Below are 12,813 nucleotides of genomic sequence, written 5' to 3'. Positions count from 1 at the left end.
GACGATGAAAACGTCTGAAACCATTAAAGTGGTGCCCGCGCGTTACCCGCTGCGAACCGTGGGGGCGGTGGTTGCGCTGTTTGTGCTCGCGGTAGTGGTGCAATCCGTCGCGTTTAACCCTCGCTGGGAATGGGGCGTTTTTGCCCACTGGTTTTTTGATCCGGTCATTCTGGAGGGGTTAGGGCAAACTCTGTTGTTAACGCTGCTGGGCACGGCGCTGAGCGTGGTGCTCGGGGGCTTACTCGCGCTGGCAAGGCTCTCTTCTTCCTGGCTGTTGAGCAGCCTGGCCTGGAGTTACATCTGGCTGTTTCGCTCCCTGCCGCTGATTGTCGTGCTGATCGTGCTCTACAACTTCTCCTACCTGTACGACACGCTGTCGATTGGGGTGCCTTTCACCAGCATCGTCTGGGGCAGCTACGACACGATTAACGTGCTGGGGCAGTTTTCGACGGCAGTAGTGGGGCTGACGCTGGTGCAAAGCGCCTACACCGCAGAGATTGTTAGAGGTGGTTTTCTGGGGGTGGATCACGGGCAATACGAAGCCGCCGCAGCGTTAGGTTTGCCCGCGTGGCGGCGTACCGTGCGGATTATTTTGCCGCAGGCGCTGCGCACGATCCTGCCCGCCGGGTTCAACGAAATCATCAGCCTCGCTAAAGGCACGGCGATGGTTTACGTGCTGGCGATGCCGGAGCTGTTTTACACCATTCAGATGATCTACAACCGCACGCAGCAGGTGATCCCGCTGCTGATGGTGGCGGCCGTCTGGTATCTGGTGATCACCAGCGTACTGTCGGTGATTCAGTACCTGGTTGAACGCTCGCTGGCCCGCAGCGAACGCCGCTCCGCCATCAATCAAACGCGCACCGCCCGCAGCGCTGCGCCGTCCACAGCCCCCGTTGCCCAGGAGCCGGTCCATGCCAACCTCTCATAACGGCCATATTTCCATTACCGGCGTCAGCAAATATTTCGGTCGCCATAAGGCGCTGGATGATGTTTCGCTTGAGATCCCGCCTGGCACGGTGACGGTAATCCTCGGGCCATCCGGATCCGGTAAATCTACGCTGTTGCGCACCATCAACCACCTTGAGCGGGTGGACGAAGGCTACATCCAGATTGACGGCGATTACATTGGTTACCGTCTGAAAGGGGACAAACTGTACGAGCTGAAAGAAAAGGAGATCCTGCGCCAGCGGGCCAACGTGGGCTATGTCTTTCAGAACTTCAATCTGTTTCCCCACATGACGGTGCTGGAAAACCTGATTGAAGCACCGGTGGCTCATAAACAGCTGAGCCGCAAAGAGGCGATTGAGCGTGCGTATGATCTGCTGGACATCGTCGGGCTGCGCAATAAAGCCGATGCCTGGTCGCGGCATTTATCCGGCGGGCAGCAGCAGCGTATTGCCATTGCCCGCGCGCTGGCACTGAGCCCAAGGGTGATGCTGTTTGATGAGCCAACGTCAGCGCTTGACCCTGAGCTGGTCGGCGAAGTGCTGGACGTAATTAAAAGACTGGCCAGTTCGGGCACGACGCTTGTAGTCGTCACGCATGAAATCGGCTTTGCACGGGAAGTGGCCGATCAGGTGGTGTTTATGGTCGACGGCAAAATTGTCGAGCAGGGAAGCAGCGACGAAGTATTAAATCGCCCGCAGCATCCCCGCACCCGTCAATTTTTATCGAAGGTGCTGTGAGATGAAATATGGCTTTATCGCGCTGTTGATCTCTTTTTCCGCTTTGTCTGCGCAGACGAATATTGACCTTGTTGCCAATGAAAAGCCTTTGAGCGTGGCGCGGGATGAAAAGGCGATTGCCAAAATCCCCGCAGGCTACAGGTTTGTCGAGCCAGGTACATTAACGGTGGCGATCTCCGCGCTTAACTCTCCGCCGCTGGCGCTGCTGGCCAGCGATAACCGCACGCGCATAGGCAGCGACCCGGACATAGCCCGCCTGCTGGCCGGTAGCCTTGGCCTGAAACTGAAGCTGGTGCCGACCGCGTGGGAAGACTGGCCGCTGGGCATCACCTCCGGGCGCTATGATGTGGCGCTGGTAAACATTGCCGTGACGGAGCAGCGGAAAGAGAAATTTGATTTTGCCACCTATCGCGTGGACTCGCTCTCTTTTGCGGTGAAGGCCAGCAGCCCGATTCAGTCTATCGCTAAGGCAGAAGATCTCGCCGGGCGGAAGGTTATCGTCGGGTCAGGCACAAATCAGGAGCGTATTTTGCTAGGCTGGAATGCAGAAAACGAAGGTGCCGGGCGCGAGCCCGCCTTGCCTGTGTATGTGACCGACGATGCCTCCGCCAACCTTTATATTCAGTCTGGCCGGGCCGACGTGTTCTTTGGGCCGCAGTCAATCACCGCCTATAAAGCCGCGTTAACCGGCACTACGCGTGTGGTTGGGCTGGGGCCGAAAAAGGCCTATGTGGCGACGACAACGAAAAAGGGCAACGGGCTGGTGTACGCGCTGCAGGCGGCGCTGGATGGCGCTATTCAGCGGGGAGAGTATCAGCAGGTGCTTGCGCGGTGGGGGGAGCAGGGGGAAGAAGTTGCCCAGTCGGAGGTGAATCCGCCCGGCATTACTTACTAACAGAAAAGGCCCGCTATGCGGGCCTTAATTCATTTGGCGATGTTGTCTTAGCGAGGAGCAACGGTGATGTTGTTGCCGCTGCCGGAGATGGCTACACGCTGGCCAACGGAGTAACGGGTGTCACCCTGTTTCTGCACGGCGATGATGGTCTGGCCGTCATCTTTACGGATTTCCAGCTCAACGCCTTTGCTGTTGCCCATTGCGCCGCCGACGGCATCACCCGCCAGGCCACCGGCTACGGCGCCGCCTGCGGTGGCCAGAGTACGTCCGGTGCCGCCGCCGACGGTGTTACCCAACAGGCCACCCAGTACCGCACCGCCGATAGCCCCGATAGTGCTATTGCTGTCGCTGCCTTTGATGGTCACCGCGCGAACGTGGGTAATGGTCCCGTAGGTCACGGTTCTTACCTGTTTAGCTTCAGACGCGTTGTACACATCGCCGGACAGCCCTTCGTTGGCGCAGCCAGCAAGGGTGAAAGCAACCAGTGAAACTGCCAAAATACGTGAAATCATTTGTACCTCTCCTGTGAACCATCAACGCTCGGTGAGCATCCGTTATGACTAAATTATATGGCAATTCCTGGCCATAGTTCATGTTTGTTCTACAACAATCCTGTAAAAATAGTAAATCAAATGTCTTTAACAACAATTAAACCGCCGCGCTGTGCGAGTTTGGCTTAAATGCCGTACTGCTTTCTGCCGCGACTGACACAGATTATTAATTAAAATTATTAATAAATCATAATATTGCGTGCTAGTTTAACCACATTAATTTACCGCCCCGGCGAGAATAAGGAGTGACGGATGAAGTCAGGTCGTTATATAGGCGTGATGTCAGGCACCAGTCTGGATGGTATCGATGTGGTGCTGGCTGCTATCGACGAACATCTGGTCGTTCAGCAGGCGAGCTACAGCCACCCGATGCCGCTGGCCATCAAAAACGCGGTTCTTGCCGTTTGCCAGGGGCAGCAACTCACGCTGTCCCAGCTAGGCCAGTTGGACAACCGGCTGGGTAAATTGTTCGCCGAGGCGGTGCAAATCCTTATTAAGCGCGAAGGGCTGCGGCCTGAAGATGTCACGGCCATTGGCTGCCATGGGCAAACCGTGTGGCATGAGCCGCAGGGCGAGGCCGCCCACACTATGCAAATTGGCGACAACAACCATATTGCCGCGCTGACCGGTATTACCGTCGTCGGTGATTTTCGCCGCCGCGATATGGCGCTTGGCGGGCAGGGCGCGCCGCTGGTGCCGGCGTTTCACCAGGCGTTGCTCGCTCATCCGGTTGAGCGCCGAATGGTGCTCAACATCGGCGGCATTGCCAACCTCTCTTTGCTGATCCCAGACCAGCCGGTCAGAGGCTACGACACCGGGCCCGGTAATATGCTGATGGATGCGTGGATCTGGCGGCAGCGTGGAAAAGGCTATGATAAAGACGCCGAATGGGCGAGCCAGGGCAAAGTCGTTCTTCCTTTGTTGCAGCAAATGCTGAGCGATCCTTACTTCGCCGCACCTGCGCCCAAAAGTACGGGCCGCGAATACTTTAACTATGGCTGGCTTGAGCGCCAGCTTGCGATGTTCCCGGCGCTTGCCGGAGAAGATGTGCAGGCCACGCTGACTGAGCTGACGGCGACAACCATCGCCGAGCAGGTACTCCTGAGCGGCGGCTGTGAACGTCTCATGGTGTGCGGCGGAGGCAGCCGTAACCCGCTTCTGATGGCGCGCCTCGCTGCGCTGCTGCCGGGTACGGAAGTGACGACGACCGATGAAGCCGGGATAAGCGGGGACGATATGGAAGCGCTGGCGTTTGCCTGGCTGGCCTACCGAACAATGTCCGGCCTGCCGGGCAACCTGCCTTCGGTAACCGGTGCCTCTGAGCCGACCATCCTCGGTGCCATTTATCCTGCTAATCCGCGTCATAATAAGAGTTAACTGAAATTATCTTCATCCCGCAGCCGCTAAACTGCTAGCGTTAAGGAGGGCGCATGCCCTCCAGGGATAACAAGATCTTCAGGATACTCAGATGAAAAAACTGCTCGTTGCCACCGTGCCACTGCTGCTCGCCGGCTGTAGTTACTACAACGCTTTTCTCGAAAAAATGCATACCGATACGCTGGCGTATCAGTGCGATGAAAAACCGCTCACCGTGAAGCTGAATAACGACAAACAGCAGGTTAGCTTTGTCTACGATAACCAGATGCTGAACCTGACGCAGGGGCTTTCCGCGTCCGGCGCACGTTATACCGACGGCGTGTACGTCTTTTGGTCGAAGGGCGACAGCGCAACCGTCTATCGCAAAGACACAATCGTGCTGAATAATTGCCAGCTACAGACGGCCAAACGTTGAGATTTCTCAGGGTGGAGAGCACAATAGCTCCACCCGAGGATAGCCTGATGTAACGCCATGTCTGATAACGACTCTTTGCAACAGATTGCGCATTTGCGCCGCGAATACACCAAAGGTGGCCTGCGCCGCCACGATCTCACCGACACCCCGCTGCCGCTTTTTGAACGCTGGCTGGCTCAGGCCTGCGAAGCCAAACTTGCCGACCCGACCGCCATGGTCGTGGCCACGGTTGACGAAAACGGCCAGCCGTATCAACGCATCGTCCTGCTAAAGCATTTTGATGAAAAAGGGCTGGTGTTTTACACCAACCTGGGCTCCCGCAAGGCGCACCACATCGAACACAACCCCCGCGTTAGCCTGCATTTCCCGTGGCATATGCTGGAGCGCCAGGTGATGGTGCAGGGCACCGCCGAGCGGTTATCCACCCTCGAAGTGTTGAAATACTTCCACAGCCGCCCGAAGGACAGCCAGATAGGCGCCTGGGTATCGAAGCAATCGAGCCGCATATCCGCGCGCGGCGTGCTGGAAAGCAAATTCCTCGAGCTGAAACAGAAGTTTCAGCAGGGGGAAGTGCCGCTGCCGAGTTTTTGGGGCGGCTACCGCGTCAGCATCGACCAGATGGAGTTTTGGCAGGGTGGCGAACACCGTCTGCACGATCGCTTCCTCTACCAGCGCGACGGAACAGCCTGGAAAATAGACCGCCTCGCGCCGTAAAGTCAGGATTTTCACCTTAAGCGCTGGTGCTAACTGCGCCAGCCCTTTATTCTATGTCCCCTAAAAAATGAATTCTTTCGCCAGTGGGCGAAAAGCCGTGTACCGGCAAAGGTGCAGTCGTATTAGAGATGGAGAATTTGATGTCGAACATCAATTTGATCAAACAATTGCAAGAGCGGGGCCTGGTGGCCCAGGTGACGGATGAGGATGCGTTAGCAGAGCGACTGGCGCAAGGGCCAATTGCACTCTATTGCGGCTTCGATCCGACCGCCGACAGCTTGCATTTGGGCCATCTGGTTCCACTGCTGTGCCTGAAACGCTTTCAGGAAGCAGGCCATAAGCCGGTTGCCCTCGTGGGCGGCGCCACCGGTCTTATCGGCGACCCAAGCTTCAAAGCCGTTGAGCGTAAGCTAAACACCGAAGATACCGTGCAGGAGTGGGTGGAAAAAATCCGCCGTCAGGTTGCGCCGTTCCTCGACTTTAACTGCGGGGATAATTCTGCCGTCGCCGCAAACAACTACGACTGGTTCGGCAGCATGAACGTGCTGACCTTCCTGCGTGATATCGGCAAGCACTTCTCTGTTAACCAGATGATTAACAAAGAAGCGGTAAAACAGCGTCTGAACCGCGATGACGTGGGGATCTCTTTCACCGAGTTCTCTTACAACCTGCTGCAGGGTTACGACTTCGCCTGCCTGAACAAACTGCACGGCGTGGTGCTGCAGATTGGCGGTTCTGACCAGTGGGGCAACATCACCTCCGGTATCGATCTGACCCGCCGTCTGCATCAGCAGCAGGCTTTCGGCCTGACCGTGCCGCTGATCACTAAATCCGACGGCACCAAATTCGGTAAAACCGAAGGCGGCGCGGTCTGGCTTGATCCGAAGAAAACCAGCCCGTACAAGTTCTACCAGTTCTGGATCAACACCGCGGATGCCGATGTGTATCGCTTCCTGAAGTTCTTCACCTTTATGGACATTGCAGAGATCAATGCCCTGGAAGAAGAAGACAAAAACAGCGGGGCTGCACCTCGCGCCCAGTACGTGCTGGCCGAGCAGGTCACCCGTCTGGTGCACGGTGAAGAAGGTCTGACCGCGGCCAAGCGCATTACTGCCAGCCTGTTTAACGGCAACCTGAGTGAACTGAGCGAAGCCGACTTTGAGCAGCTGGCTCAGGACGGCGTGCCGATGGTCGAAATGGATCGCGGTGCCGACCTGCAACAGGCGTTGGTGGATTCCGAGCTGCAGCCATCCCGTGGCCAGGCGCGTAAAACCATCTCGCAGAACGCAATCACCATCAACGGTGAAAAACAGTCTGACCCGGAATACTCCTTCACCGAAGGCGACATCCTGTTTAACCGTTACACCCTGCTGCGCCGCGGTAAAAAGAACTACTGCCTCGTCTGCTGGAAATAAGTTATCGGAATAGAAAAGCACGGCTTATGCCGTGCTTTTTTTTAGCAAGCACAACACCTGGCGATACCTGAGTCGAAAATGAAAAACATTCTTGCCATCCAGTCCCACGTGGTATTTGGTCACGCCGGTAACAGCGCCGCCGAATTCCCGATGCGCCGCCTGGGCGCCAACGTCTGGCCGTTGAACACGGTGCAGTTCTCCAACCACACGCAATACGGGCAATGGACCGGCACGGTGATGCCCGCCAGCCACCTGAGCGAGATTGTGCAGGGGATTGCGAATATCGGCCAACTGGAGCGCTGTGATGCGGTTCTGAGCGGATATCTGGGCTCGGCTGAGCAGGGCGAACATATTCTTTCCATTGTGCGTCAGGTAAAAGCGGCTAACCCGAAGGCAAAATACTTCTGTGACCCGGTGATGGGGCACCCGGAGAAAGGCTGTATCGTGGCGCCTGGCGTGGCGGAATACCACACGCGCTACGCCATGCCTGCCAGCGATATCATCGCGCCGAACCTGATTGAGCTGGAAATTCTCAGCGGCCACAGCGTAAACAACGTGGACGAAGCCGTGGCGACGGCCCGGGAGCTGATTGCTCAAGGGCCGGAAATTGTGCTGGTGAAGCACCTGGCGCGCGCAGGCTACCAGCAGGATCGTTTTGAAATGCTGCTGGTGACGGCGGACGAAGCCTGGCACATCCATCGCCCGCTGGTGGACTTTGGCGAGCGCCAGCCGGTTGGCGTGGGTGACGTGACCAGCGGCCTGCTGCTGGTTAAGCTGCTGCAGGGGGCAACGCTGCGTGAAGCGCTGGAGCACGTTACGGCGGCGGTGTACGACATTATGGTCGTCACCAAACGCATGGCCGAGTACGAACTGCAGCTGGTCGCGGCTCAGGACGGGATTGCCAAACCCGAACACTATTTCACCGCGGTGAAGCTCTGAAATAAAAAACGCCCTCAGCAGAGGGCGTTTTGCTATCCAGGCCTGATTTAAATCCCTTCGGCGGTCAGCGCCGCAGACACAGCCGGGCGCGCCTTCATGCGCTCAACGTAGGCTTCGATGTTTGTCAGCCCGGCCAGATCCAGCTTCAGGCCATAGGCCCAGCGCAGCACGGTAAACAGGTAGGCGTCCACCACGGTGAAGCGGGTCCCCATCAGCCACTGCTTACCCTGCAGCGACTCGTTCACATAGTGGAATTTCTTCTCCATCTGCTTGCGAACCACGGCCTTGAACTCTTCAGGGGTTGCCGGGTTGAACAGCGGAGAAAAGCCTTTATGCAGCTCGGTTGCCACATAGTTCAGCCACTCCAGCGTGTGATAGCGAGTCATACTGCCTGCTGGGGCCAGCAGATGGCGATCGGGCACTTTATCCGCCAGGTATTGCACGATAGCCACGCCCTCGGTTAGCAGAGAGCCGTCATCCAGTACCAGAGCGGGCACCTGTCCTTTGGGGTTAATGGCGAGAAAATCGTCACCGTTTTCGGTGCGCTTGGTCGCGAGGTCAACTTTCACCAGCGAAAAGTCCAGGCCAGATTCACGCAGGATAATGTGTGGGGAGAGGGAACAGGCACCGGGCTTGAAATACAGTTTCATGACGAACTCCTTTAGGGCGCTAAGATAACTTATGTTAGTGCGGACACCGGGAAAAAAAAAGCCGCCAGCTGTGAGGCCGGCGGCTAAATAATCATTTTTCCTGGAGAAATTACGCGGTAGCGGTTTCGTTAACCTTTTCGGTTTTGTCTTCGCTCAGCGTCATGCGGTTCAGCTTCGGCGCGGTCAGCAGCATCAGCACGGCAATCACGCCGGTGACGATACCGATCTGCATGAAGACACGACCGTACACTTCCAGAGACTGCAGCGGGTCAGTCACGTTTTCCGGCACCGCCATTAGGCCTGCAACTTTACCGGCGATGATTGCTGCACCCGCAGTCGTCAGGAACCAGCTGCCCATGATGAAGCCCATCAGGCGCTGTGGTACCAGCTGTGCCACCATTGCGAGGCCCAGGCCGGAGATCATCAGCTCACCAATACTCTGCAACGCATAGCTCAGAATCAGCCAGTTTACGGACACAATACCCGCTTCGTTAGCGAACTTCGTGCCAACCGGCAGAACCAGGAAGGCGAAGGAGCACAGCACCATCCCGATTGCGAACTTGTGCGGCATCGGCAGGCGGTCGCCCATTTTGTTGTAGATAGCGGCGAGAATCGGGCTACCAATCATGATCCAAAACGGGTTCAGCGCCTGGAACTGCTCGGCTTCGAAAGTGATGCCCAGAATTTCGTGGCCCACGTTGCGAATAGCGAAGAAGTTCAGGGAGGTTGGCATCTGGCTGTAAAGCACGAAGAAGACGATAGCTTCAACCATCAGGATGAAGGCCACGATCATCTTGCGGCGAGCCGCGCCTTTCATCGCAAAAGCTTCTTTCGCGAAGATAATAACGATACCCAGTGCAACGAAGCCCAGCACGGCGCGAGCAATGCCCTGGTTGTGCAGCAGCCAGGTTGCCACGGCAATAAGCACTACAACGCCTGCGACGGTTGCCATCAGCTTACCGAAGTGCACCGGTGCGAAGTCAGGTTTAGAGCCATAGTTCTTCACCCACTTCTTACAGAAGATGAAGTTCACCAGCGTAATCAGCATGCCCACGAAGCTCAGGGAGAACGCGGTGCTCCAGCCATACTGCGCCGCAAGCCATGGGGTGGCGAGCATAGAGAAGAAGGAGCCGATGTTGATGGACATGTAGTACATGGTGAATGCACCGTCCAGACGCGGGTCGTCTTTCTCATAGCAGGTTGACAGCAGCGCGGAAGGGTTAGCCTTGAACAGGCCGTTACCTACGGCGATGGTCGCCATCCCGATATACACCACGCTCACGTCGTGGCCGGAGTAGGCCACAAGGGCGTAACCGATAGCCAGTACGACGGTACCAAGCATGATAACGCGTTTGGTGCCGAGGACTTTATCGCCCAGCCAGCCGCCAATCGCGACCAGGCCATAAACAAGGGCGCTAAAGGAGGAGAACAGCGTGATGGAGTCCGCTTCGGACATGCCCAGCATTTTGACCAGGTAAACGGCCATGATGCCTTGCAGGCCGTAATAGCCGAAACGCTCCCAGAGTTCGATAGAGAAAATCAGGTAGAACGATTTAGGTTGCTTAAAGGCGTTTAGACTAACGCTTTCTGCTGGTTCTTTGTTTGCAGTCGACACATATACCTCTTTTTTTACATCCCGCTTTAATTAAGGGGCTTACTTATGTCTTACCGCATGGGTAAGCATTTTTCTTGTTATTAGGAAGGAAAAACGGGGGGTAATGTTCACTATCCAGGGGTTGCAGGCAAGGGGTTTGTAATATTCTGTTACATATATCCATGGCAAGATAATACGCCATCAGGTGAATTGTTATTCAGCGTTAAATTTTACCAATTCATTTATTAACGATTTTTTGTCTTTTTTCAAAGCGATTTTTTAACATTATAGTTATATATTCTGCTTATTAAGCCGTGATGCAGTGTTAATGACCACTATATTCAATATGTCTGGCCTATTGTATGGCCGTAGATCCATTATTGCTAACGATAGCAAGGCGTTAGTGGTGATTTCGTTACCTTTACGCAACCTCAGGTTATCAAAGTGATGCAGATCACAAATTTATAGAAATTTCTTATCGCAAAAAAACGATTAACCTGGTGAGCCGGTTAATCAACGAACAATATAAAATCACACTGCGTTATTCATGGGATAAAAGTGTGCAGCTCGGGTAGTTTTTAGGCAGGGAAGTTCAGAGGAAGCCCGGTACAGAGCCGGGCGAGGCTATCAGGCGTCAACCTTCTCTTTAAATTCGCAGAGATCTTCGATAATGCATGAGCCACAGCGCGGCTTGCGCGCGATGCAGGTATAGCGGCCATGGAGGATCAGCCAGTGATGGCAGTCGACCTTAAATTCTGCCGGAACCACCTTCAGCAGTTTTTCCTCTACCTGCTCGACGTTTTTCCCGGCAGCAAACTGAGTGCGGTTACACACCCGGAAGATATGGGTATCGACGGCAATCGTTGGCCAGCCGAAGGCCGTGTTCAGCACGACGTTGGCGGTTTTACGGCCTACGCCCGGCAGCGCCTCAAGCGCCGCCCGGTCCTCAGGGACTTCGCCACCGTGCAGGTCAAGCAGCATGCGGCAGGTTTTGATCACATTCTCCGCTTTGCTGTTAAACAGGCCGATGGTTTTGATGTACTCCTTTACGCCGTCTACCCCAAGCGCCAGCATCGTCGCCGGGGTATTGGCGACAGGGTACAGCTTTGCCGTCGCCTTGTTGACGCTGACGTCGGTGGCCTGAGCGGACAGCAGAACCGCAATCAGCAGCTCAAAAGGGCTGCTGAAATTGAGTTCGGTTGTCGGATGAGGATTGTTGTCTCTCAGGCGGGTGAGGATCTCAACGCGCTTGCTGTTATTCATTAAGCCTTCTCTGCATTGCCTGCTACGGCGGTGGCGCTTTCGCGAGCGCGACGTGCCTTCATTTTTTCATCAATGAGGTATTTTATCGCCAACAGCATACCGAGGCCAATAAAGGCGCCCGGCGGCAGCATGGCGAGCAGGAAAGGCGTGTCGGTATGGAAGACTTCAATGCGCAGCACTTTCGCCCAGTTGCCAAGCAGACCGTCCGCGCCGTCAAACAGGGTGCCGTTACCAATAATCTCGCGAATGGAGCCTAAAACAAACATTGCGCTGGTCGCGCCCAGCCCGGTGGCAAACCCATCCAGCGCGGCATAAGGCACGCTGGCTTTTGCCGCGTAGGCTTCGGCTCGCCCGACGACGATACAGTTGGTGACGATGAGCGGGATAAAGATCCCCAGCGACTGGTAGAGCCCAAATGCATAAGCGTTGATCAGCATCTGCACGATACTGACCACCGAGGCGATGATCAGCACGTACACCGGAATACGAATCTCAGCGGGCACCCAGCGGCGCAGGGCGGAAATTGTCCCGTTGGTCAGCGTCAGTACCAGCGTGGTTGCCAGCCCAAGCCCGAGGGCGTTGGTGGCGGTGGAGGTGACGGCCAGCAGCGGGCAAAGGCCCAGCAGCTGAACCAGCGCCGAGTTATTTTTCCACAGCCCGTTTACCAGGACGCGTTTTGTTTCGCTCATTGTTGTTCTCCACAGGCCGGCAATTCGTTGAGCTGCGCGGGCAGGGTTTCTGCAAACAGGCCAGCGCGCTTAACGGCATTGACTACCGCGCGCGGGGTAATGGTTGCCCCGGTAAACTGCGTGAACTGCCCGCCGTCTTTTTGGACCGCCCAGCTCGGGTCATTGCTGCCCTGAATGCGTTTGTTAGCAAAGTGGGTGATCCAGTCGCTGAGACGCAGTTCTATTTTATCCCCAAGCCCCGGCGTTTCGTGGTGTTCGGTCACGCGGGTGCCGAGGATGGTGCCGTTAAAATCGGCGGCAACCAGAATCTGTATAGCACCAGAATAGCCGTCCGGCGCGGTGGCTTCCATGACAACGGCAACGGGCTTATCGCCTTTACGCGCCACATAAATATGTCGGGCGCCTTTGCCTAGCGGGGAGTCCTTCACTAGCAGGCAGCTGTCCTGAATAGGGTTATCGTAGACGTCATCGGCAATCACCTGATCAAATAACATTTTTTGCTGCAGCGCCGATTGCTGGGCAATTGTCGGTTTGGTGAGTTCGTTGACCAGCGCCGTCAGCCCGGTAAACAGAGCGGCAAACAGCGCCAGGGCTACGCCATGCTTTTGCATTGTTTTAAACAT

14 protein-coding genes are annotated in these 12,813 nt (G+C 55.9%); 8 read left to right on the top strand and 6 right to left on the bottom strand.

Going from position 1 to position 12,813, the window contains the following annotated elements:
• Positions 1-4 precede the first annotated feature (4 nt).
• Genes ACREYP_RS12965 through ACREYP_RS12955 form a run of 3 tightly spaced genes read left to right on the top strand, consistent with a single transcriptional unit; the run spans position 5 to position 2,583 of the window.
• Positions 5-931, top strand: a complete 927-nt coding sequence (locus tag ACREYP_RS12965; RefSeq protein WP_498532125.1) for an amino acid ABC transporter permease — start codon at positions 5-7, stop codon at positions 929-931.
• Positions 915-1,688 (top strand): amino acid ABC transporter ATP-binding protein, encoded by a 774-nt coding sequence (locus tag ACREYP_RS12960; RefSeq protein WP_008456441.1) that lies wholly within the window; start codon positions 915-917, stop codon positions 1,686-1,688. The genes ACREYP_RS12965 and ACREYP_RS12960 overlap by 17 nt, the downstream gene beginning before the upstream one ends.
• A 1-nt stretch (position 1,689) precedes the next feature.
• Positions 1,690-2,583, top strand: a complete 894-nt coding sequence (locus tag ACREYP_RS12955; RefSeq protein WP_166994139.1) for a transporter substrate-binding domain-containing protein — start codon at positions 1,690-1,692, stop codon at positions 2,581-2,583.
• Between the two features lie 47 nt (positions 2,584-2,630).
• On the opposite strand, the gene ACREYP_RS12950 is transcribed toward ACREYP_RS12955, so the two are convergent.
• Complete coding sequence (locus ACREYP_RS12950) at positions 2,631-3,095, bottom strand: outer membrane lipoprotein (RefSeq protein ID WP_008456437.1); 465 nt, start codon at positions 3,093-3,095, stop codon at positions 2,631-2,633.
• A 291-nt stretch (positions 3,096-3,386) separates the two neighbouring features.
• On the opposite strand from ACREYP_RS12950, the gene anmK reads away from it, so the two are divergent.
• The 5 genes from anmK (at position 3,387) to pdxY (ending at position 7,994) form a co-directional block, all read left to right on the top strand.
• The gene (gene anmK, locus ACREYP_RS12945) at positions 3,387-4,511 is read left to right on the top strand and encodes an anhydro-N-acetylmuramic acid kinase (protein ID WP_008456435.1); all 1,125 of its coding nucleotides are present in this window, start codon (positions 3,387-3,389) and stop codon (positions 4,509-4,511) included.
• A 91-nt stretch (positions 4,512-4,602) separates the two neighbouring features.
• On the top strand, positions 4,603-4,926 hold the full coding sequence (mliC, locus tag ACREYP_RS12940; protein WP_008456434.1) for a C-type lysozyme inhibitor: 324 nt from the start codon (positions 4,603-4,605) through the stop codon (positions 4,924-4,926).
• A gap of 57 nt (positions 4,927-4,983) precedes the next feature.
• Positions 4,984-5,640, top strand: coding sequence for a pyridoxamine 5'-phosphate oxidase (gene pdxH, locus ACREYP_RS12935; RefSeq protein ID WP_008456433.1), 657 nt, complete (start codon positions 4,984-4,986; stop codon positions 5,638-5,640).
• Between the two features lie 140 nt (positions 5,641-5,780).
• Positions 5,781-7,055, top strand: a complete 1,275-nt coding sequence (tyrS, locus tag ACREYP_RS12930) for a tyrosine--tRNA ligase (RefSeq protein ID WP_008456432.1) — start codon at positions 5,781-5,783, stop codon at positions 7,053-7,055.
• A 78-nt stretch (positions 7,056-7,133) separates the two neighbouring features.
• Positions 7,134-7,994: a pyridoxal kinase PdxY gene (gene pdxY / locus ACREYP_RS12925; protein WP_008456431.1), complete on the top strand. Its 861-nt coding sequence runs from the start codon at positions 7,134-7,136 to the stop codon at positions 7,992-7,994.
• Between the two features lie 47 nt (positions 7,995-8,041).
• On the opposite strand, the gene gstA is transcribed toward pdxY, so the two are convergent.
• From gstA to rsxG, 5 genes are all read right to left on the bottom strand, one after another.
• Positions 8,042-8,644 (bottom strand): glutathione transferase GstA, encoded by a 603-nt coding sequence (gene gstA / locus ACREYP_RS12920; protein WP_008456430.1) that lies wholly within the window; start codon positions 8,642-8,644, stop codon positions 8,042-8,044.
• Between the two features lie 109 nt (positions 8,645-8,753).
• Positions 8,754-10,259 carry a dipeptide/tripeptide permease DtpA gene (gene dtpA / locus ACREYP_RS12915; RefSeq protein ID WP_336817659.1) on the bottom strand — a complete coding sequence of 502 codons (1,506 nt, stop codon included), beginning with the start codon at positions 10,257-10,259 and terminating at the stop codon, positions 8,754-8,756.
• Positions 10,260-10,865: 606 nt separating this feature from the next.
• Positions 10,866-11,501, bottom strand: coding sequence for an endonuclease III (gene nth / locus ACREYP_RS12910; protein WP_008456428.1), 636 nt, complete (start codon positions 11,499-11,501; stop codon positions 10,866-10,868).
• Positions 11,501-12,190: an electron transport complex subunit E gene (locus tag ACREYP_RS12905; protein ID WP_336817658.1), complete on the bottom strand. Its 690-nt coding sequence runs from the start codon at positions 12,188-12,190 to the stop codon at positions 11,501-11,503. Before ACREYP_RS12905 ends, nth begins: the two co-directional genes overlap by 1 nt.
• Positions 12,187-12,813 (bottom strand): electron transport complex subunit RsxG, encoded by a 627-nt coding sequence (rsxG, locus tag ACREYP_RS12900; RefSeq protein WP_008456426.1) that lies wholly within the window; start codon positions 12,811-12,813, stop codon positions 12,187-12,189. Before rsxG ends, ACREYP_RS12905 begins: the two co-directional genes overlap by 4 nt.

The sequence above is a fragment of the Enterobacter sp. TMH.L2 genome (genome assembly GCF_050847315.1).
Taxonomy (GTDB): domain Bacteria; phylum Pseudomonadota; class Gammaproteobacteria; order Enterobacterales; family Enterobacteriaceae; genus Cedecea.
This window is presented reverse-complemented; position numbering and strand designations above follow the sequence as displayed.

Coding starts and splice junctions, on each gene's coding strand:
- ACREYP_RS12965 (WP_498532125.1), top strand. CDS start 5: ATGAAAACGTCTGAAACCATTAAAGTGGTGCCCGCGCGTTACCCGCTG.
- ACREYP_RS12960 (WP_008456441.1), top strand. CDS start 915: ATGCCAACCTCTCATAACGGCCATATTTCCATTACCGGCGTCAGCAAA.
- ACREYP_RS12955 (WP_166994139.1), top strand. CDS start 1,690: ATGAAATATGGCTTTATCGCGCTGTTGATCTCTTTTTCCGCTTTGTCT.
- ACREYP_RS12950 (WP_008456437.1), bottom strand. CDS start 3,095: ATGATTTCACGTATTTTGGCAGTTTCACTGGTTGCTTTCACCCTTGCT.
- anmK (WP_008456435.1), top strand. CDS start 3,387: ATGAAGTCAGGTCGTTATATAGGCGTGATGTCAGGCACCAGTCTGGAT.
- mliC (WP_008456434.1), top strand. CDS start 4,603: ATGAAAAAACTGCTCGTTGCCACCGTGCCACTGCTGCTCGCCGGCTGT.
- pdxH (WP_008456433.1), top strand. CDS start 4,984: ATGTCTGATAACGACTCTTTGCAACAGATTGCGCATTTGCGCCGCGAA.
- tyrS (WP_008456432.1), top strand. CDS start 5,781: ATGTCGAACATCAATTTGATCAAACAATTGCAAGAGCGGGGCCTGGTG.
- pdxY (WP_008456431.1), top strand. CDS start 7,134: ATGAAAAACATTCTTGCCATCCAGTCCCACGTGGTATTTGGTCACGCC.
- gstA (WP_008456430.1), bottom strand. CDS start 8,644: ATGAAACTGTATTTCAAGCCCGGTGCCTGTTCCCTCTCCCCACACATT.
- nth (WP_008456428.1), bottom strand. CDS start 11,501: ATGAATAACAGCAAGCGCGTTGAGATCCTCACCCGCCTGAGAGACAAC.
- ACREYP_RS12905 (WP_336817658.1), bottom strand. CDS start 12,190: ATGAGCGAAACAAAACGCGTCCTGGTAAACGGGCTGTGGAAAAATAAC.
- rsxG (WP_008456426.1), bottom strand. CDS start 12,813: ATGTTTAAAACAATGCAAAAGCATGGCGTAGCCCTGGCGCTGTTTGCC.